This is a genomic window from Sphingomonas sp. VDB2 (assembly GCF_047946695.1).
Lineage (GTDB): Bacteria > Pseudomonadota > Alphaproteobacteria > Sphingomonadales > Sphingomonadaceae > Sphingobium > Sphingobium bisphenolicum.
The window spans coordinates 2,790,313-2,809,844 of record NZ_CP159615.1 but is presented as its reverse complement, the minus strand read 5'-3'; the positions used below and the strand labels follow the sequence as shown (position 1 = coordinate 2,809,844).

The 19,532-nt window shown below is 68.4% G+C and carries 15 protein-coding genes and 3 pseudogenes; 10 read left to right on the top strand and 8 right to left on the bottom strand.

Features of this window, described 5'->3' with window-relative positions:
* Window positions 1–2: 2 nt before the first annotated feature.
* The gene (locus ABT375_RS14000) at window positions 3–1,628 is read right to left on the bottom strand and encodes a caspase family protein (protein WP_416463008.1); all 1,626 of its coding nucleotides are present in this window, start codon (window positions 1,626–1,628) and stop codon (window positions 3–5) included.
* Between the two features lie 292 nt (window positions 1,629–1,920).
* On the opposite strand from ABT375_RS14000, the gene ABT375_RS13995 reads away from it, so the two are divergent.
* The 7 genes from ABT375_RS13995 (at window position 1,921) to ABT375_RS13965 (ending at window position 10,255) form a co-directional block, all read left to right on the top strand.
* Complete coding sequence (locus ABT375_RS13995; protein ID WP_416463007.1) at window positions 1,921–2,463, top strand: hypothetical protein; 543 nt, start codon at window positions 1,921–1,923, stop codon at window positions 2,461–2,463.
* Window positions 2,460–4,088, top strand: a complete 1,629-nt coding sequence (locus ABT375_RS13990) for an SUMF1/EgtB/PvdO family nonheme iron enzyme (protein ID WP_416463006.1) — start codon at window positions 2,460–2,462, stop codon at window positions 4,086–4,088. The genes ABT375_RS13995 and ABT375_RS13990 overlap by 4 nt, the downstream gene beginning before the upstream one ends.
* A 63-nt stretch (window positions 4,089–4,151) precedes the next feature.
* Window positions 4,152–5,063, top strand: coding sequence for a hypothetical protein (locus ABT375_RS13985; protein WP_416463005.1), 912 nt, complete (start codon window positions 4,152–4,154; stop codon window positions 5,061–5,063).
* A gap of 26 nt (window positions 5,064–5,089) precedes the next feature.
* On the top strand, window positions 5,090–6,658 hold the full coding sequence (locus ABT375_RS13980) for a C1 family peptidase (protein WP_416463004.1): 1,569 nt from the start codon (window positions 5,090–5,092) through the stop codon (window positions 6,656–6,658).
* A gap of 8 nt (window positions 6,659–6,666) precedes the next feature.
* The gene (locus ABT375_RS13975) at window positions 6,667–8,805 is read left to right on the top strand and encodes a RyR domain-containing protein (RefSeq protein WP_416463003.1); all 2,139 of its coding nucleotides are present in this window, start codon (window positions 6,667–6,669) and stop codon (window positions 8,803–8,805) included.
* On the top strand, window positions 8,793–9,560 hold the full coding sequence (locus ABT375_RS13970; RefSeq protein ID WP_416463002.1) for an ABC transporter permease: 768 nt from the start codon (window positions 8,793–8,795) through the stop codon (window positions 9,558–9,560). The genes ABT375_RS13975 and ABT375_RS13970 overlap by 13 nt, the downstream gene beginning before the upstream one ends.
* Window positions 9,557–10,255, top strand: a complete 699-nt coding sequence (locus tag ABT375_RS13965; protein ID WP_416463001.1) for an ATP-binding cassette domain-containing protein — start codon at window positions 9,557–9,559, stop codon at window positions 10,253–10,255. The genes ABT375_RS13970 and ABT375_RS13965 overlap by 4 nt, the downstream gene beginning before the upstream one ends.
* On the opposite strand, the gene ABT375_RS13960 is transcribed toward ABT375_RS13965, so the two are convergent.
* The 7 genes and pseudogenes from ABT375_RS13960 to ABT375_RS13930 all read right to left on the bottom strand — a co-directional run bounded on the left by ABT375_RS13960 (window position 10,213) and on the right by ABT375_RS13930 (window position 17,135).
* Entirely contained in the window at window positions 10,213–10,803 is a 591-nt protein-coding gene (locus tag ABT375_RS13960) for an ABC-type transport auxiliary lipoprotein family protein (protein WP_416463000.1), read from the bottom strand. The genes ABT375_RS13965 and ABT375_RS13960 overlap by 43 nt on opposite strands.
* Complete coding sequence (locus ABT375_RS13955; protein ID WP_416462999.1) at window positions 10,800–11,795, bottom strand: MlaD family protein; 996 nt, start codon at window positions 11,793–11,795, stop codon at window positions 10,800–10,802. Before ABT375_RS13955 ends, ABT375_RS13960 begins: the two co-directional genes overlap by 4 nt.
* 55 nt (window positions 11,796–11,850) lie before the next feature.
* A pseudogene (locus ABT375_RS13950) lies at window positions 11,851–13,395 on the bottom strand (hydantoinase B/oxoprolinase family protein); the annotation flags it as partial.
* 594 nt (window positions 13,396–13,989) lie between these two features.
* Window positions 13,990–14,829, bottom strand: a pseudogene (locus ABT375_RS13945) (hydantoinase/oxoprolinase family protein); the annotation flags it as partial.
* A gap of 81 nt (window positions 14,830–14,910) precedes the next feature.
* Window positions 14,911–15,435: pseudogene (locus ABT375_RS13940) on the bottom strand (hydantoinase/oxoprolinase N-terminal domain-containing protein); the annotation flags it as partial.
* A 139-nt stretch (window positions 15,436–15,574) separates the two neighbouring features.
* Window positions 15,575–16,735 (bottom strand): FAD-dependent oxidoreductase, encoded by a 1,161-nt coding sequence (locus ABT375_RS13935; RefSeq protein ID WP_416462998.1) that lies wholly within the window; start codon window positions 16,733–16,735, stop codon window positions 15,575–15,577.
* A gap of 88 nt (window positions 16,736–16,823) precedes the next feature.
* A complete protein-coding gene (locus tag ABT375_RS13930; protein ID WP_416462997.1) occupies window positions 16,824–17,135 on the bottom strand; it encodes a hypothetical protein in 312 nt (103 codons plus the stop codon).
* Between the two features lie 141 nt (window positions 17,136–17,276).
* Here ABT375_RS13930 and ABT375_RS13925 point away from each other — a divergent pair, with 141 nt between their 5' ends.
* The 3 genes from ABT375_RS13925 (at window position 17,277) to ABT375_RS13915 (ending at window position 19,491) form a co-directional block, all read left to right on the top strand.
* A complete protein-coding gene (locus ABT375_RS13925) occupies window positions 17,277–18,521 on the top strand; it encodes a putative DNA modification/repair radical SAM protein (protein WP_224550376.1) in 1,245 nt (414 codons plus the stop codon).
* A gap of 74 nt (window positions 18,522–18,595) precedes the next feature.
* Window positions 18,596–18,946, top strand: a complete 351-nt coding sequence (locus ABT375_RS13920) for a hypothetical protein (protein ID WP_416462996.1) — start codon at window positions 18,596–18,598, stop codon at window positions 18,944–18,946.
* A gap of 74 nt (window positions 18,947–19,020) precedes the next feature.
* Window positions 19,021–19,491: a hemerythrin domain-containing protein gene (locus tag ABT375_RS13915; RefSeq protein ID WP_224550378.1), complete on the top strand. Its 471-nt coding sequence runs from the start codon at window positions 19,021–19,023 to the stop codon at window positions 19,489–19,491.
* Window positions 19,492–19,532: the final 41 nt, after the last annotated feature.

The following is a 19,532-nucleotide window of genomic DNA, read 5'->3' as shown; positions in this document are numbered from 1 at the left end:
TATCAGTTGCCGGTATAGAGTTCGCCGATCGACAGGCTCGCCTGCCCCCCGGCCCTGGCGAGCAGGTCGCGGATCGGGCCGACCAGCCGGGCGGCGGCGCGCTGGTTCTCGACCGTGCGCAGCAGCAGGCGGAAATCGTCGGGCGGCTGCGGCGTCACCAGCGCGACGACATGATCGGCGCCGAAGGGCGGTATGACCTGGCTGTCGAGGACGGGCAGCGACTGGCCGGCGGCCAGTTCGCCCTTGCCGTCGGACGCGGCGACCGGAAAGAGCCGCTGTACCGTGCCGTCGGACGCGATGTTGAACACGGTCGCATAGCGCTGGCCGGGCGGGGGTGCGCCATCCCCCGTTTGCGCCTGAACCGGGGCCAGCGCCAGCGTGACCGGCGCACCGGACGGATAGCGCGCCCCATTGTCGAGCGGGCCGACCATCAGCCGCGCGCTGCGTTCCGACAGAAGCGGGCGCAGCGCCTCCAGCGCCGCCCATTTGTCGATGACGCCGCGCACCTGCGCCGCGCTCTTTACATTCTGGGCGACGATGTCGCCGGTGCGGCGCAGCATCGCCTGCGCCCGCGCGTCCCAGACGAAATCCGCGCCCTGCCCGTCGGTCAGGATGCGCCAGGGATAGTCGCCGCTGACGCTGGCGCGCGCCTTCAGGTCCGCGACATAGAGACCGGGCAGCGGCGGCGGGGCCGGCGGCGCGGGTGGCGGCGGGACGGTGGCGAACAGCCCCTGCCCCTCCCGCCCCGGCGGAATGACGGTATTGCTTTCCTGTCGCTGACCGCTCAGCATCCGTACCTGGACGTTGAGATAGGCGCCCAGTTCGCCGATCGACAATGTGCCGTCGCCATCCTGGTCGGCGGCCATGCCCTTCCCATCGGCGCGCGGCGTGGTCACGCCCTGTTCGAACGACCAGGTCAGGAAGCCGCGGGTCGGGGCGCCCTCCACCGGCAGCGCATTTTCCCAGGCGATCTGATCGTCGCGCGCCGCGCTGATATAATAGAGGTTGGGCAGGTCGTCGCGCGTCGCGCTGGCCGGAGCGGCGTCGCCGGACGCCAGCACGCTGGCGAAGCGCGGGGCCGGGCGCGACCCCAGCTCCACATTGCGCGCGCCCAGCGTCAGCCGCGGGGTCATGCCCATGGCGCGCGGATCGACCGACCGATGCAGCGTGCCGGAATGGCAGGTATCGGCCATCATCAGCACCTGCACCCCCTTCGGCACGTAAAGGGACAGCCAGGTGTAGAAATCCTTGTCGACGATGAAGCGCTCGGCATCCTTCACGTCGGGATCGAAGCCGGGCAGTGGCAGGAACTGGTCGGTATCGCCGTCGCGCGTACCCTTGACCGCGGCTTCGGCCAGCGCGCCATGGCCGGTATAATAGAGGAAGATCCAGTCGCCCGGCCTGGACCGCAGGCCCAGCGCATGGAGCGCGGTTTCGACCGTGGTGCGGCTGACGCCGTCATTGCGCAGGACGGTGACGTCGCTCGCGCCCTGACCGCGAATCAACGCCTCCATCGCCGCCAGATCATTTTCCGGCCCCACCAGATCCATGATCAACTTGGACTGGAACTGCCACGCCCCCACCAGCAAGGCGCGCGTTTCCGCATGAGCATAACCTGGGTTAATCATTATTGTGACAAAGCCGGTCAATACTGTTGCCCAGAGTCCACGTCGCCCCTTCGACATTAGGATTCCCCCGCGCTTTTTTGTTGCCTCGATAGCTATATATCCATAGTCTCAGAAAGGTAATCGGGGCAATAACTATATCTTGACTCGGAGCGGACAAATGGCCGTGTTGCGTTGCACTATAGTCGTTGCTTCTTTCATGTTTTTTGCTGGCGGTGCGACTAACGCCCTGGCGCAGGCTGATAACGCCCCGCCGTCCGAACAGGCCCCTGCAGAGGGCGCAACGGGTCGCGGCGTGCGGATCTTGCCGCCGGAGCCACCCGCCCCCAAGCCTGTTGCACAGGAGCCACAGGCGCAGCAGCCCGTCCACGCCGTCAATCCCGGTCCCGCCGTCGATCCCGGCCGGCAGGCGCCGGTCGCCGCCACGCCAGTCGCGGCCGCACCGGTCGCGCCCGTGCTCAAGAGTTGCGATCGTCCGGTAGCCAAGCCGACGCTGCGCTTTACCGATCCCGCCCGCTTCGACCAGGCGCTCAAGGCCAAGCTGCGCCGCGGCCGTGCCGTAGTGGTCGATCTGGACACACCCTATCCGGCGGACAATGAAGCGCCGTTGCCGCTCGGCGCCTGGCTGAACGAGGTCAAGCAGAGCGGCGGCGCCGTCAGCGTCGCCCCCTATTGCCAGAAGGGCCGCGGCTTTGGCGGCTTCTTCGCCAAGCTGTTCGGCGGCGGCCCGGCCGAACCCTATAAGGCGGCGCGCCGTTATGACGCGGTGCTGCATGTCGATGCGGTCGACCAGGTCGTGACCCAGGTCGAATTCGCGCCGCGCAAGGCGGGGCAATGATCCACAGCCTGTCGGGGGGCCGGCGCGGCCTGATCCGCGCGCTGGCCGCCGCCTTGGCGCTGGCCCTGCTTGCGCTGGCAGGGCCAGCGCAGGCGGCGGACGAACCGCGGCTGGCGCTGGTGATCGTCAACGGCGCCTACCAGGCTTTCGACAAGCTCGACTCCACCTATAGCGATGGCGACAAGGTCGCGACCGCGCTCAATGCCACCGGCTTTATCGACGCCAGCGGGACAGGTCCGGTGCAGGTGCGCCGCGACCTGTCCCGCGCGGCGATGCTGGAGGCGGTCGCCGATTTCCGCGCGAGGCTGGCTGCGGCTGGGCCGAAGGCGTTCGGCACCCTCTATTTTTCCGGCCATGGCGCGGCGCTGGGCAGCTATGGCGACGTCATGCTGCTGCCGGTCGATGCCGGCCGCGACCTGACGCCCGAAAGCGCGACGCTGACCCGCGCGGCGCTGACCCATAATCTGCTGGGATCGGGTGCGAAGACGGTGCTGATCGTGCTGGACATGTGCCGCAACGTCCTGCCCGCGCCGCCGCCGTCGCTGACCCAGATGATCGCGGCCGAAACCGGGACCGAGGCGAGCGCGGTCGGCGAACTGGCGGGCAGCAAGGGGCTACGCCGCATGGTCCGCGCGCCCGCCGCCGCGGTCCGGCCGGATCAGGGCTATCTGGTCGCCTTTTCCACCAGCGCCGACCAGGTCGCTTTCGACGACGGCATCTTCTCCAAGGTGCTGGCCGAGGAAATCCGCCGGCCGCAGCAGAATATCGCCGATGCGCTCAAGCGCGTGTCGGATCGCGTGGCGCTGTCGTCGGGCAAGAATTTCCAGAAGCCGACCTTCGACTATGGCCTGCAGGGTGCGCCGCCCTGCTTCATTTCCTGCGACCGGGCGGCGAGCGATCGCTTCTACGACTGCGCCAACTGCCCCTGGATGCGGGCGATTCCGGCCGGGCTGACGCCCTTCGGATCGCCCCTGTCCGAACCGGGACGGGGCGGGAACGAAAGCGTGCAGGCGGATGTGAAGATCGACCGGCCCTTCGCCATCGGCGTCTACGAGGTCACGATCGCTGAATGGAATGCCTGCGTGCGCGACAATGCCTGCACGAAACTGGGCAATTGGGCGAAGGAAAATCCCAATCCGCTGATCCCGGCGACCGACATCAGCTATGAGGACGCCCAGGCCTTCGTCGCCTGGCTGACGGTCCAGTCGGGCCGCGCCTATCGCCTGCCGAGCGAACAGGAATGGGAATATGCCAGCCGCGGCGGCGCGCCCACGGCCTTTCCCTGGGGCGACGACATCAGTCCGTCCATGGCCAATTACGACCATACCGCCCGCTATCACGGATCGGAGACGGCCCCCTATCGCGGCTATCCCGAAGCGGTGAACAGCTATCCCCCCAACAGCTTCGGCCTCAACCAGATGCAGGGCAATGTGTGGGAATGGACGTCGGGCTGTACCGACACGTCGTGCCGGGCGCGCATCATCCGGGGCGGATCGTTCGAAAGCGCCCCCGACGCGCTGCGGTCGGCCAATCGCTTCACCGTCCCGCCCGGCAAGCGCCGGCAGGACGCCGGCTTGCGCGTCGTGCGCGACCTGGAACCGGACGAGATCGGGGGATCGTCCTGACGCGGAATATCTGAGGGTTTGCGCCGGAAATGGGAAGCCGGCGCATCAAGAGGGGTAATATCGATGAAGAAGTTTCTGATCGCGGCCGCGGTTGCGGCGCTGGTGCCGGGTACGGCTTTTGCTTCGCCTTATTATGCGAGCATCGGCAGTCCGAACAGCCTGCAGCATACGGCGGTGACGACCGCGCTCAATCTCAACGATCTCGACTATGACGATGATCCCGACACGCCCGGCTTCGACATGGAGGGGGATGCCGACACGATCGGCGGCGCCTTCACCTATTGGGGCGGCGCAGGATCCGAGGGCCAGCGCTACGAATTGCGCTACCAGAAGGCGTTCCGCCCTTCGGAGGGCAGCCGCGCCCGCGTGCTGATCGATCCGATCCTCAATGTCCTGCACGTCAATGACGGCCAGACCACGATTCTGGGCACGCTGTCGACGGGCGTCGAAATACCGGTGCAGCCCAACTGGCTCATCACCCCGCGCGTCGCCTATGGCGTGAGCGACAATGACGGCTATTTCGGCGCCAGCAACGAAGTGCTGACCCTGTCCGCCACCAGCCGCTACAAGATCGCGCAGGTGGGCCGCGGCGACCTGACCATCGGCAATATGGTCGGATGGTCCACCACCACCGATATCGGCATCGGCAAGAAGCTGCCCTTCTATTTCAAGGAGGATGTCTGGGCGTTCCGCAACGGCATCGCCTATCAATTGCCGTTCAAGGGACGGATGTTCGGCGGGCGGCAGGGATCGATGCGCGCCAGCTATACTTGGACCAAGCTGACCGGCGATCCGCAAGCTTATGAAAATGTGCATGAAGCGGCGCTGAGCGTGGGCATCCGCACCCGCGAGGTTGAGCAGAAGAGCCGGGCCGAGCAGTTGCGCATCGGCCTGATCTACACCCATGGCACCAGCAGCTTCTCGCATGATTTCGATTATGACGCGGTGACGCTGACCGTGGGCTACCGCTTCTAAAAACAGCTATTCGGGAGGAACGGGTGATGACACGCCGTCTCGTCACATGGGGAAGCGTCGCGCTGCTGGCGCTGTCTGGTGCGGGCCTTTCAGCGCAGCAGAGCGACGACGCGCTGTTCATGACCGGGGCGGAGCCCGTTTCTCCCGAAGATTATGCCAAGCTGCCCAAACAGGGGCGTTTCCGCGCCTATCTGCCCAAGCAGGTGGACCTGTCCAACGCCTATCCGCCGCCCGGATCGCAGGGTCCGCAGCCCAATTGCGTCGCCTGGGCGACCACCTATGCCGCGCGCACCTTCCTCAACTTTCGCGACAAGAATGTGCAACCCGACGAACCGGCCGACCAGATGAGTCCGGCCTATGTCTATAACCGGCTGCGCCCGGCGGGGTCGCCCTGCACCGGCACGATCAGCATCGTCCAGGCGCTGACCCTGCTCAAGAATGAGGGCACGGTCAGTCTGGCCGAATTTCCCGACGATATGACCAAATGCGCCATTCCTGCGGCTGAGGGGCTGAAGGAGAAGGCGGGCAATTTCCGCCTGCTCGACTGGCGCGCGGTGGACCGTGAGGTCAAGGACGACTGGCGCACGCCGATCGTGCTGGACGACGTCAAGGGCGCCCTGGCGCGCGGCGCACCGGTGATATTCGCCATGCCGGCCCCCGCAGATTTCAAGGCGTTTCGCGGCGACGGCGTCTATCGGCGCGCGGAAAAGCCCGAAAAGGCCAATTATCACGCCATGGCGATCGTAGGCTATGACGAGGATCGGCAGGCCCTGCGCATCATGAATAGCTGGGGGCCGATCTGGGGCGACAAAGGCTATGCCTGGATCGATTATGCCACCTTCAAGCTGCTGACCGGGGAAGCCTATTCGCTCGAAGCGCCGGTCGCCCCGGCCGCACCCGGCACGCCGCCCCCACCGCCGCGCAGCGACGCCCAGATCTTCGCCGACCAGATGGCAGCCATGCCCTGCGGCGCGGTGTCGGTACAGGGCAAGAGCGTGACCGGCTTTTCCGGCGACCTCAACGCCATCGCCGCGCTGCGCGAAGCCTCCGCCAAGGCCGACCCGACCCGCAGCTTCGCGGTGCGCCACCTGCCCTGGCCGCAATGCGAGGCGGCGCTGACGCTAGCCGCGCCGCTGTCCCGCGAGGGAACCAGCATCGTCGCCCTGACCGCCGACGGCAAGGATCGCAGCGGCGACCCGGTGGTGATGCAGGAGAATGAGATTTTCGGCGTCAGCGCGACGACGAGCGCGGCGCGGCCCTATCTCAGCATCATCTACCTGCAGGCCGACGGCAGCGCGGTCGAACTGCATCGCGGCCATCCCGAACCCGACCGCAAGGGCGTGCGGCGCGTCACCATCGGCCTGTCGCAGGCGGCGCAACGCTATCAGGTCGCGCCGCCCTTCGGCCCCGAACTGATCGTCGCGCTGGCATCGGCCAAGCCTCTGTTCGGCGATGACGAGGTGGTGAACGGCACCGAGCGGCAGTTCCTGACCAGGCTGCGCGCCAAGCTGGCCGGGCGTCAGGGCGATAGCCAGAATACCAGTCAGGGTGCGGGCGTCTCCGCCGCCTTCGTCCGGCTCCAGACCAGCAACTGACCCCGGCCATGGGGGGCCAGCCGAACAAGGGGACGCCCAAAGCCCGCGGCGGCCTGCGACTGCCGCCGGTGGCGCCGGTCGTGCGCTTCGGCGCGATGGCCCTCGCTTTCCTGCTGGGCACCTGGGGTTTCGCCCAGGCTTTTGCGGAGGCCCGCATCGCATCGACCGTGATGCAGGACGCGATGCGGGCGATGCGGCTGATCGTCGGCAGCTTCCCGCAGGTGCTTGAGGGGCGCGACCTGCCGCTCTCGCTCGATATCGCGCGCTGGGCGCTGCCGCTGCTGACCTTCTGGTCGACCGCGGCGCTGGCATGGGAGCAGGTGCGCAATCCGCTGCGGCTGGCGCTGATCCGGGCGCGGGGCGAACATCTGGTGATTGCGGGCGACGAAAGCGGGGGCCTGGCCGCGCAGGCGGCGCGCGGCGCGCTGGCGGACGGGCGGCGGGTGCTGCTGTGGCCGCAGGACCGGCGCACGACCTGGATCGGCGACGCGCTGGAGGCGGGCGCGGCGGAGGTGGAACAGGGCGTGGCACAGGAGAGCGCGACCGGACTGGCGCTGGACAAGGCGCGTGCGGTGCTGCTGCTGTCGCGCGAGGCGCGCGGCAATATCGCGCTGGCGTCCGCCGTGCTGGCGCAGGCGGCGGCGGTGCGTCCGGCGGGCGATCCGGTCGATATCATCCTGCGCGTCGATGATCTCGACCTGCGACGCAGCGTCGAGCAACGCTTCGAGCATGGCGACCGGCGGACCGCGCGCGTGCGGCTGGCGGCATTGCCCGACATCGCGGCGCGGCATCTGGCGCTGGCCCGGCCGATCGACGGATTCACGCGCGAAGGACAGGCGGGGCGCGGGGTGCTGGTGGTCGGCTTCACGCCGCTGATCGAACGCTATGTGCTGCGGACGCTGGCGGGGGGCCATTATCGCGACGGCGGCAAGCCCGTTTTCGCTATCCACATAGCGGAGGCGGCGCAGAGCGAGGCGGCGTTTCGCGCGCGCAATCCGGGCGCGGACGGGCTATCGCCGCTGCGCTTCGTCGAGGCGCGGCCCGACCCGGCCGGGATCGGCATGCTGATCGACGCCCATGTCGCGGCGTCCGGCGAGCCGGTGGCGATCCTGATCGACCTGGACGATGACGACCGGGCGCTGGCCGTTGCGCTGGCGGTCGATGCGCGCTATCGCGCCGCCGCCCTGCCCGCCCCGCCGATCCATGTGCGGATGGCGGGCGCGCACGATCATCGCATCGGCGCGGGCATCTTCCCCTTCGGCGGCCTGTCCGACCTCGCCGACCCCGACATGCTGTTGCAGGACCGCCACGACGCGCTCGCCCGGTCGATCCATGATTTCTATCTGGAGGGCCGCTTTGCCGAGGGCGAGCGGATCGGCGTGCGCGCGTCGATGCAGGAATGGGAAGACCTGCCCGAAAGCTTCCGCGACGACAACCGGCTGGTCGCCGACTGCTATCAACTCAAACTGCGCGACATCGGCGCGCGGCTGGTCGAGGGAGCCGGACCGTCGCTCAGCCTTTCCCCCGACGAACTGGAGGAATTGTCGCGCGCCGAACATGACCGCTGGATGGCGGCCAAGCTGGTGCAGGGGTGGACCCATGGCGCGGTGCGCGACGACGCGCGGCGGCTGCATCCCGACATCATCCCTTATGATGACCTTAGCGAAGCGATCAAGGATCTGGACCGGGAGCAGGTGCGGATCATGGCGCGGCTGCTGGCGGCTTCGGGGCAGCGGGCGCTGCGGACGCTGACGGTCGCCCTGTTGCCGGGCGGCGAGGATGCGGCGCCCGATCCAGCCGCCTTGGCGGCGGCGCTGGCGGCCCAGTATCCCGACCGCGCGCCGCTCTTCGTCGGCGATCCGGCCGATCGCTGGTCGCGCCATTTGCTCGCCGCGCTACAGGCGCAGGGCCAGTTGGCGCAACTGGCCCTGGAGAGCCATGTGCAGGCGATCCTCGATCCGCTGCCGTCGGGGGAAGCGACCGCGGCGGCGGCGCTGGTGCAGGGCGCGGATGCGATCCATGCCGGCGACATGACGGCGCTGGCGGCGCGTGCCGACCTGCTGCTGGCGGCGGTGCCGGTCGATGATCGGCGCGCCATTCGTATCGGACCGGACGGCGCGATCGGCCGCGCGCCATGGACGCGCTGAAGGGCGGCCCCAAGCTGCTGGCCGCGATCGGCGCGGGGGCGTGGCTGACCGTGCGCGCGGGGCTGGGCATGGGGCGGCGCATCATCGCGGGCGACGCACTGGCGCAGCGGCAACTGGCGGACGGCCTGCCCCTGCATGTGTGGCGGCCGCTGCGCACATTGCTGCCGCTGGCCGCGCTGGCCGGGATCATCGCCGGGATCGGCGCGGGGCGGCTGCTGGCGCTCTATAATGCGCAGATCCCGGTGCTGGGCGCGCTGGCGGAGATTTTGCTGCGCGACATCGTGCCGCTGCTGATCGGCCTGTTCGCCTGCGGCAGCGTGTCGGTGGCGCTGTCGTCGCGGCTCGGCGCGATGGCGCTCAACCGGGAGATCGACGCGCTGGAGGCGCTGGGGCGCGATCCGGTCGCCCATGCGCTGGGACCGGCGTTGGCCGCGGTGCTGCTGTCCGCGCCGATCCATATGCTGCTGGGGGGGATCGCCGCGGTGATCGGCTGCGGCGTGCCGCTGGCGCTGATCGCCAATGTCGGCTGGCCGCTCTGGTCCGGCTTCGCCTTTTCCCACGACGCGGCGGCCGCGATGCTGACCGGCATCGCCAAGCTATTGCTCTATGCGCTGATCGCCTTTGGCGTGGGCAGCGCGGTGGGGGCAAAGCCGGTGCGGTCGCCGGCCGATATCGGCCGCCGTGCGACCACGGCCTTTACTGCCGGGCTGCTGGGCATCTTCAGCGCGGCGGCGCTGTGGACGGCTTTGCTGTGAGCGCGCTGCTGGCGTTCGAGGGGGTGAGCCTGGTGCTGGGCGGGACGCGGCTTCTGGATCAGGTGGACCTTGCCATCGAAGCCGGCGATCGGGTCGCGATCCTGGCGGACAGCGGTGCGGGCAAGAGCTGGCTGTTGCGGCTGGCGATCGGGCTGGTCACGCCCGGCAGCGGCACGGTACGCCTGATGGGCGTGGCGCTGGCCGACGCGCCGCCGGATGTGCGCCGGTTGCTGCGCGCGCGGTGCGGCGTGGCGATGCAGGGCGGATCGCTGCTCGGCGACCTCAGCGTCGAGGAGAATATGCGGCTGGCGATCGGCACCGGCGACTGGTCCAAGGCGCGGCGCGGGGGGCGGCGGATCGACCGGCTGCTGCTGGAATATGGGCTGGAGCAGGCGGCGGCGACCCGCGCCGACGCGCTGTCGATCGGCGAGCGGCGGCGTGCGGAACTGGCCCGCGCCTTCGTCCGCGATCCCGAATTGCTGGTGCTGGACGAACCGTTCGAGGGGGCCTTCGCGCGGGGCGACATGCTGGAGGCGCAGGTGCGGCGGCGGATCGTGCCGCAGGGCCGGGCGCTGCTGCTGCTGACGCAGGACCGGGCGCTGGCGGGGCGGCTGTGCGAGCGGGTCTACCGGCTGGAGCGCGGGCGCCTCATTCAGCAGGATGCGGCGGTCACGGTCCCCGACGCGACGTCCTGAACGAAGGCGGCGACCGCCTGTTCGATCGCGCCCTGGAAGGCGGCAGCGCGGACGGTGCCCGCAGCAGAGGAGATAGGCCGGGTTGCGCAATAGCGGCCGGCCCAGATCGCTTTGCCTTGGGCGACCTGCGTCACGTCGAAGGCGACGACCGCCTGTGCATTACCCGTTGCGCTCAGTTCCTCGAACCGGTCGAGCGTCGCCACCACGCGCCGGTCGGCGGCGAGCGGCAAGGCGGGGCCGGTGACGGTGGCGAAGCGGGTGCGCAGCCCGGCGACCAGCGCGCGGGCCAGGCTGTCGGCGGGCGGCTCTTCCCAGAAATAGGTGGCGGCCTGATGGATCTCGCCGGGCGCGGCGGCATCGACATAGGCGTAGCGCATCCCGCCCGACAGGCCGCGCGCCTGCACCGCCGCAACCGTGAAGCTGGGGGCGGCGACCGGCCGGCCGGGCGCGAATTGGGGCGACAAGCGCATGGTCACGGGCGCATCGCCCGGCTTGAGCGCGGCGCAGGCTGGGAGCGCACAGAGCAGCAGCAGGACGATCGGCCTCATTTCTCTCCTCCCGGCGGCGGCGGATCGACGTAGCGCTGGCCGCGGATCGCATAGGTCGGATCGCCCGCCAGCCGCTCGCTCAAGGCCCCCAGACTGCTGCTGGTGCGCTCCAGATTGGCGCTGGTCGCCACCAGCGAGGCGGACGCGCCCTCCAATATGCCGCGTACTTCCCCGGCGCTGCTCTTGCCCTCCGCCAGCAGCCCGGCGATGCTGGCCTGATTTTGCGCCACCAGAGACCGGGTTTCGCGCAAGATGCCGTTGAGCGCCGCAACGTCGATTTCGGACGCCCGGCCGGTCGCCTGCCGCACATGCGACAGGGTCAGGGCGATGTCGCCCCGGCCCGGCGTGAAGCTGCGGTCGAGCTGCGTGCTGAGGCTATTGAGCGCGGCGAGGGTTTGCGTGGCGTTGCGGGCGACCTGCGCCATGTCGACGGCGCCGCCCGATCCGTCACCCTGCAACAGGCCCGACAATTTCTGCGCCATGGCGTTGGCGGTGCGGGCGACATTGGCCGCCTCCCCGATCGCGAGCGCCGCGGTTTCGAACAGGTCGGCGGGGCGACGACAGCCGGGCAGCGCACCGGCGGCGTCCCGGCCCGGCACCGGATCGCAGCCATAGGCGCGGCGTGCGGCGGGGCATTGGGCGCTGCCGGTTTCCAGCGCCACCAGTTCGATGCGCGGCGCGGTGAGCGGATTGGCCGATGCGACGGTGGCGAAGGAGCAGGCGGACGGCTGCCATTTGCGATCGATGCCCATGGCGACGGCGAAGGTGCGGCTTTGCCGGTTGAGGTCGATCGATCGCACAGCGCCGATCGGCGCCCCCCGGAAATAGACCTGAACGCCCGGCGACACCCCCTCGACATCGTCCAGCGTCGTGGCGATCACCCGCTGGCGGAAGAAGGGATCGGGCACGAGCGCCAGGATCGCGACCATGCCCAAGGCGAGCAGCGCGGCCCCCAATCCCCATCTGATCTGCGTCGTCGAGTCCGGCGTCATGCCCCACTCCCCCTGTAGCAGAACAGACCTGCGCGAGCCGCTTGTCAAGCAGCGATCAGGCGTCTCCGAAGCCGCCGCCGCCGGGCGTTTCGATGACGAAGGCGTCGCCCGCACGCAGCGATGCCGTGGCTGTCGGGCCGAGCGGCTCGACGCTGCCGTCGGCGCGCTCCACCCGGTTGCGGCCAACGTCCCCCGGCGCGCCACCGTCCAGGCCGAAAGGCGGCACGATCCGGCGGTTCGACAGGATGCCGGCGGTCATATCCTCCAGGAAGCGGACGCGGCGCAGCGCGCCATTGCCGCCATGGTGACGCCCCGCCCCGCCCGATCCGGCGCGGATCGAAAATGCCTCCAGCAACACCGGGAATCGGGTTTCGAGAATTTCGGGATCGGTCAGGCGGCTGTTGGTCATATGCGTCTGTACCACGTCCGCTCCGTCGAAATCGGGACCAGCGCCCGATCCGCCGGCGATCGTCTCATAATATTGGTGGCGATCATTGCCGAAGGTGAAATTGTTCATCGTCCCCTGCGCGCCCGCCATGACGCCGAGCGCGCCGAACAGCGCGTCCGTCACGACCTGGCTGGTTTCGACATTGCCCGCGACCACGGCGGCGGGATAGCGGGGGCGCAGCATCGATCCTTCGGGAACGATGATCGTGATCGGCTTCAGGCACCCGTCATTCATCGGGACCGCCTCATCGATCAGGGTGCGCACGACATAGAGGACGGCGGCGCGCACGACGGAGACAGGAGCGTTGAAATTGCCCGGCAATTGGGCCGAAGAACCGGCGAAATCGATGGTCGCGGCGCGGGCGGCGCGATCGACATGGACAGCGACATGGACAGTTGCGCCATTATCCATGGCATAGGTGAAATGGCCGTCGGACAGGCGATCGATCAGGCGGCGGACGGCGGCTTCGGCCTGGTCCTGCACATGGCCCATATAGGCGGATATTGTTTCGATACCGTAACTATCGCTGATGCGGCGCAATTCGCTCGCGCCCTTGGCGCAGGCGGCGATCTGGGCGGACAAGTCGGCGATATTCTGGTCGATGTTGCGGACGGGCCATGGTCCCGACGCCAGCAGGGCGCGGATGGCAGCTTCCTGAAACACGCCCCGATCGACCAGCAGGATATTGTCGAGAACGATGCCCTCTTCCTCGACGGAGGTGCTGCCGGGCGGCATCGATCCGGGGGTGATGCCGCCGATATCGGCATGATGGCCGCGCGCGGCGACATAAAAGGACGGGGTGACGAGATCGCCCACGAACACCGGCATCACCACGGTGACGTCGGGCAAATGCGTGCCGCCGTCATAAGGCGCGTTGAGCGCGTAGACGTCGCCCGGCCGCATCCCGCGCCCGTCGATCGGCGCACCGTCCGCGCCAACCCCGCGCCGCCGCATGATCGTGCGGATGCTGTCGCCCATGCTGCCCAGATGCACCGGCATATGCGGCGCGTTGGCGACCAGATGGCCCGCGACGTCGAACAGCGCGCAGGAAAAATCGAGCCGCTCGCGGATATTGACCGAGGAGGCGCTATGCTGGAGCGCGGCGCCCATTTCCTCCGCTATGGCCATGAACAGGCCGCCCATCACCTCCAGCCGGACCGGATCGACGGCGGCGGCGTCGCCGCTTTCGGGCCGGGCGCGTGGGATGTGGCGCGTGAGGATCAAATTGCCATGGCCATCGAGCCGCGCGCGCCAGCCCGGTTCGACCGCGGTGGTGGAGACGGGATCGATGATGAGCGCCGGGCCGTCGATGACGCTATCGGCGGACAGGCCGGCGCGGTCATGGACGGGCGCGGTGTCGCCCGCATAGTCGACATGGGCCAGCGGCGGGGCGGCCTGCGCCGCGATCGCCGCGATGCCGTCCATGGCTTCTTGCGCCGATGCGATCGCCTCCACCCGCGCCATATCAACCAATATGCCCCCCTTGCCCGCGAAGCCGAAGCGCGCCTGATGCTGGGCCAGGAAATCGGCGCGCATGGCGTCCACATCCCCCAGCGGCACGTCGAACAGGCTGTCGGTGCCGTCATAGCGCAGCCGCAGCAGCGTTTCGGTCCGGTCGGCCTGCGGCAGATCGGCGCGGGCGTCGGCGGCCAGCGCCGCCAGCGCGGCGGCCAGCCCATCGTCCCCCAGTCCATTTTCCCTCAGGGGCAGCGCGATCGTCTTCTCCCGCACCGCCCGCCGATCGGCCAAGCCCATGCCATAAGCGGACAACACGCCGCCCAGCGGATGGATCATCACCCGGTCCATCCCCAGCGCGTCGGCGACCAGGCAGGCATGTTGCCCGCCCGCGCCGCCGAAGCTGGCCAGCGTATAGCGGGCAACGTCATGGCCGCGCGCGACGGAGATGCGCTTGATCGCATTGGCCATGCTGGCGACGGCGACGGCGACAAAGCCCTGCGCGGCATCGCGCGGCGTCATGGCGCGGCCGGTTTGCGCCTCCACCTGCGCGCAAAGATCACCGAAGCGCGCCTCCACCGCTTGGCGGTCGAGCGGCTGGTCGCCGTTCGGGCCGAACAGGCTGGGGAAATGATCCGGCTGGACCTTGCCCAGCAGGACGTTGCAGTCGGTGATGGTGAGCGGCCCACCCCGCCGGTAGCAGGCTGGCCCCGGCACCGCGCCCGCGCTTTCCGGGCCGACGCGAAAGCGCCCGTCCAGGAACGAACAGACGGAGCCGCCGCCCGCCGCGATGGTATGGATGCGCATCATCGGCGCACGCAACCGCACGCCTGCGACGCGGGCCTCATTGTCGCGTTCGTAAACGCCGGCATAATGCGACACATCGGTCGAGGTGCCACCCATGTCGAAGCCGATGACCTCGGTGAAGCCCGCCTGCTGCGCCGTTCGCGCCAAACCGACGATGCCGCCGGCCGGGCCGGACAGCACGGCATCCTTGCCCCGGAACAGCGCGCCGTCGGTCAGGCCGCCACTCGACTGCATGAAGAACATGTCGGCCTGATCGCCCAGCGCATCGCGCAAGCCATCGACATAGGCGCGCAGCACCGGCGAGAGATAGGCGTCGGCCAGCGTCGTATCGCCGCGCCCGACCAGCTTGATGAGCGGGGCGACGTCATGGCTGGTGCTGATCTGGGTGAAGCCGATATCGGCCGCGATCCGCGCCAGCGCCCGTTCATGATCCGGGTAGAGATAGCCGTGCATCAGCACGATCGCGACGGCGCGCAACCCCTTGTCATAGGCGCCCTGCAGCGCGGCGCGGGCGGCCGCTTCATCGAGGGGCGTGCGGATCGTGCCGTCGGCCCTCAGCCGCTCGTCGATCTCGATGACATCGGCGTGGAGCGGATCGGGCAGGCGGATGCGGCGCGCGAACAGGTCCGGCCGTTCCTGCGTGCCGATGCGGATCGCGTCGCGAAACCCCCGCGTAATCGCCAGCAGCACCGGCTCGCCCTTGCGCTCCAGCAGGGCGTTGGTGGCGATGGTGGTGCCGATGCGCAGCGCACAGGGCGGGATCGGCCCTTCACCAGAGCCGGTCAGCCGCCGCACCGCCTCCACCGCCGCATCGGCATAGCGTTCCGGGTCGCAGGACAACAATTTGACGGTGTGCAGCCGCCCGTCGGGCGCGCGCGCCACCACATCGGTGAAGGTGCCGCCGCGGTCGATCCAGAAATGCCAGGTCATGGGCGCAGGTGATGGCGGCGCGGAGGTGGAATGGCAAGAGAGGGGTGGAAAGCAGCAGGGATCATTGGCCATCATCCACTACCGTCATTCAGCAAAGGCCGGGATGACGGAGAAATGCGGATCCGCCGCTCCCTCCCTGTTACGCCCCCTTACCGTCCGCCCAGAATTGCGCCAGTTGCAGCACCGACGCCTGGGCCGCGGCATAATCGGGTTCTTCGTTTGCGTCATTATAGCCGAACCATTCGTCGGCCCCGACTTCCTGCACGACGATGCCGTCGCGCCGGGCCAGCATCGACAGCGAGCCATAATAGACGCCGTAGGTCGCGCCCGCCTGCGGGATCAGCCAGGCGATCTGGCCGCGGACTGGCACGATGCTCTCATCCCGCCACAGTGCGCGGGCGCCATAGCCGGTGCAGTTGATGATCGATTTCTGGCGCAGCTTCGTCACGTCATTGGGATCGTACAGTTCCATCGGCACGACCTTGCCCCCGGCCAGCCGGAAATCGGCCATAAGTTGATGGGCAAGGTCGGCGACGTTGAAGGTCAGGCCGCTGCCGCGTCGGGCATAGGTCGGGCGGAAGGGGTGGGTGCCGGGCGCCAGTTCGACCGAGCGCGGGGTGATGTCGGCCAGCCGCTGTTCGAGACGGAGAAATTCGTCGGGATGCTCGCCTGACGGCGCGTGTCGCACCCGTTCGGTGAAGGGCGTGTCCGACAGCATGTAGCGGTCGGTCCATTCGACCGGGTCGCCGGGCAGGCCCAGATAGCTCTGGTGCATGGTGAAGGACGCACGCGCCATCGCTTCCCACCGGTCGGCGAACCCCGGATCGACGGCTTTTTGCATCGCGATCCGGCTGTCGGGCGTCCAGCCCCCCGTCGCGCGGGCGGAGCGGACATAGGGGAATTGCTCTTTGGCATAGATGGTGACATCGGCCCCGGCGCGCTGGGCGGTGAGCGCGGCGGTCAGGCCCAGCGCGCCCGCGCCGATCACCGCGACGTCGCGCACCCCGTCCGCCAGCGCCATGCCGACCGCGACCTGCGCCGATCCCCAGGACAGCGACCAGCCGCTGCCGCCATGGCCGTAATTATGGACCACCCGCTTGGTGCCGACCCGTTCCACCTCGATCCGCGGCCCGGCGGCGCGGAAGGGGCGCAGGCAGACGGTGACGCGAAACAGGCGATCGGGGGTCGCACGGATCGGCGGCGGCATGGCGTCGCACAGATTCGCCGTGCGGCCCGCCGTCGCCAGCGACAGCGCCGCCATGCCGCCCATGCCCCGGCCCAGAAATGCGCGCCTGTCCATTGCCTCGTCTCCCCGTTCACTTCGCCATGTCGTATAACGAAGGGCATGGGCCGAACCGCAAGCGATCGCGGCCCGAGCGGCGCGGCGATCAGTTACCCTCGGCGTCCACCGTGAACACCATCGGCTTGCCGCGCGATTCCGGTTCCCATCCCGCCTCCAAAGCGGCGCGGATGCCGCGGGCGATAATCGCATCGTTGATCTGGAGCCGACCGCGCTGCAAGCCTTTCAACAAGCGCTTGGGCGGGGGGAACTCCAGCAGCGCCCCGCGCTGCATATTCTTCTGCAACAGCGCGATGGCCATGCCCTTCCACCCGTCGAAGTCGCTCCACTGCGGCTCGCGCCGCAATTCCCATTCATATGTGAAGCCGTCGACGTCGACGGTACCGGCGCTGCTATGCATGGCGACGCGCATAGCATGGTTGGCCCGATGCGCCACCCCTCCCCTGTCGCGCCGCGGCCTCTGCCCGGCCCGCCATGCCCCTTGGGACAGGGTTGATCGAGATTATGGACAGCGACGCCTTGCGAACATATCAGGAACGATATGGTCCAGCTTTCCACCCGCGCGAAACTCGCAATCCTCGCCGACGCCGCCAAATATGATGCATCCTGCGCGTCTTCCGGCACCACCAGGCGCGACAGCCGCGGCGGCAAGGGGATCGGATCGACCGAGGGCATGGGCATCTGTCACGCCTATGCGCCCGATGGCCGCTGCATTTCGCTGCTCAAGATATTGCTGACCAACAGTTGCATCTTCGACTGCCATTATTGCATCAATCGCCGGTCGAGCGATGTCCGCCGCGCGCGCTTCACCGCGCAGGAGGTGGTCGACCTGACCCTGAGCTTCTACCGGCGCAATTATATCGAGGGGCTGTTTCTTTCGTCGGGCATCATCCGGTCGTCCGACTATACGATGGAGCAGATGGTCGAGGTGGCGCGATCGCTGCGCGAGGACCATCATTTTCGCGGCTATATCCATCTCAAGACCATTCCCGACGCCGACCCGGACCTCATCCACCAGGCCGGGCTCCATGCCGATCGCCTGTCGATCAATGTCGAACTGCCGACCGAAAGCGGCCTCAAGCGTCTGGCGCCGGAAAAGGACGGGGTGCGGATCGAAGGGGCCATGAGCCGGCTGCGCAGCGACATGGAGGACGGGCAGGACGCCCGCCGCAAATATAAGAGCGCCCCGCGCTTCGCGCCCGCTGGCCAGTCCACCCAGATGATCGTGGGCGCCGACGCCGCCGACGACCGGGCGATCATCGCGCGGGCCAGCAGCCTCTATGACCGGCATAAGCTGCGCCGCGTCTATTACAGCGCCTTCTCCCCCATCCCCTCGCCCAGCGCGGTGCTGCCGCTCAAGCGCCCGCCGCTGCTGCGCGAACATCGGCTCTACCAGTCGGACTGGATGATCCGTTTCTACGGCTATGATGCGCAGGAGATCGCGGCGGCGACCGATGCGGCGACCGGGTGCCTGCCGCTCGACATCGATCCCAAGCTGGCCTGGGCGCTCAGCCATCGCGCGACCTTTCCGGTCGACGTCAATCGTGCCCCGCGCGAGGCGCTGCTGCGGGTGCCGGGCCTGGGGGTGAAGGCGGTGGACCGCATCCTGTCGAGCCGCCGCCATCGCCGCCTGCGGCTGGACGATGTCGCGCGGCTGACGACGTCGATCAAGAAATTACGCCCCTTCCTGATCGCGGCGGACTGGCGCCCGCTGGCGCTGATCGACAGCGCCGACCTGCGCGCGCGGGTCGCGCCGCCGGCACGACAGCTCGATTTGTTCGCCTGATCGCGGATTTCGGGTTGATCGCGGCTGCGACTCGTGAAATTCTGTCACCAGGGTCAAGCAAGGAGTTCGGGGCTTTGGCGACGGCGCTCGGCAATCGCACACATCAGCGCAAGGGTTTCGCGAAGCGGATCAGCACCCATCTGGCGGCGGCGCTGGTCGTCTTCTGCCTGCTCCAGATCGGCATCGTCGCCAAGACGGGCGGCTCGCTCGTCCTGCATCTGGGTATCATCGTTGCGATCGGCGGCTATGCCGTGGCCGCGCGCGGGCTGGAACGGCGCTGGCAGATGCTGGAGCAGGGCGGCCTGTCGACCAGCGGCCTCACCGTGCGTTTCCGTCGCGACGTGCTGCAACTCTGGGCCGCCAGCCTGCTGGGCGCGCTGCTCTGGATTCCGGTCGCGATCATCTTCCGCTTCCTGTTCGGCTGAAGATCGGGCGGCTCTCTGGCGGGAGCCATTTGCGCCGCCTGTCGTTGTCTGTCCTCGAAAGAGGAGGACCATCCATGGCCGACACCAAGATTTTCGATCGCCTGAAGCAGGATCACGACACCCATCGCCAGTTGTTCGCCAAAATGGCGGACGCGGAGCGCGAAAAGAACGAGGATCGGCTGGAAAAGCTGTTCGAGCAGTTCAAGGTGGAAGTGACCGCCCATGCCGCGGCCGAAGAAGAAACGCTCTACGCCACCATGCTGGCGCAGCCGGACCTGCGCGAGGATGCGCAGCACAGCGTGTCCGAACACAAGGAAATCGACGATTATCTGGAAGAGCTGGACGCGCTGAAATTCAACGGCGAGGCATGGCGCAAGAAATTCGCCGAAATGAAGAAGCGCTACCTCCACCATATCGACGAGGAGGAGGAGGAGATGTTCCCCGACGCCGCGAAGGAACTGACGGCGCAGGACGAAGAGCGGCTGGGCAAGCTGTTCGCCAAGCGCAAGCCGGCCGAACTGGAGCGCGCGCAGGCCGAGGACTGAGCGCCCCTCCCACCCCGTTCGCAGTGAACGGCTGATGAGAT

Excerpts from the sequence above, each read along its gene's own strand:
- ABT375_RS13985 (WP_416463005.1), top strand. The coding sequence starts at position 4,152 with ATGAAGAAGTTTCTGATCGCGGCCGCGGTTGCGGCGCTGGTGCCGGGT.
- ABT375_RS14000 (WP_416463008.1), bottom strand. The coding sequence starts at position 1,628 with ATGATTAACCCAGGTTATGCTCATGCGGAAACGCGCGCCTTGCTGGTG.
- ABT375_RS13970 (WP_416463002.1), top strand. The coding sequence starts at position 8,793 with ATGGACGCGCTGAAGGGCGGCCCCAAGCTGCTGGCCGCGATCGGCGCG.
- ABT375_RS13935 (WP_416462998.1), bottom strand. The coding sequence starts at position 16,735 with ATGGACAGGCGCGCATTTCTGGGCCGGGGCATGGGCGGCATGGCGGCG.
- ABT375_RS13955 (WP_416462999.1), bottom strand. The coding sequence starts at position 11,795 with ATGACGCCGGACTCGACGACGCAGATCAGATGGGGATTGGGGGCCGCG.
- ABT375_RS13960 (WP_416463000.1), bottom strand. The coding sequence starts at position 10,803 with ATGAGGCCGATCGTCCTGCTGCTGCTCTGTGCGCTCCCAGCCTGCGCC.
- ABT375_RS13930 (WP_416462997.1), bottom strand. The coding sequence starts at position 17,135 with ATGCATAGCAGCGCCGGTACCGTCGACGTCGACGGCTTCACATATGAA.
- ABT375_RS13975 (WP_416463003.1), top strand. The coding sequence starts at position 6,667 with ATGGGGGGCCAGCCGAACAAGGGGACGCCCAAAGCCCGCGGCGGCCTG.
- ABT375_RS13925 (WP_224550376.1), top strand. The coding sequence starts at position 17,277 with ATGGTCCAGCTTTCCACCCGCGCGAAACTCGCAATCCTCGCCGACGCC.
- ABT375_RS13915 (WP_224550378.1), top strand. The coding sequence starts at position 19,021 with ATGGCCGACACCAAGATTTTCGATCGCCTGAAGCAGGATCACGACACC.
- ABT375_RS13990 (WP_416463006.1), top strand. The coding sequence starts at position 2,460 with ATGATCCACAGCCTGTCGGGGGGCCGGCGCGGCCTGATCCGCGCGCTG.
- ABT375_RS13980 (WP_416463004.1), top strand. The coding sequence starts at position 5,090 with ATGACACGCCGTCTCGTCACATGGGGAAGCGTCGCGCTGCTGGCGCTG.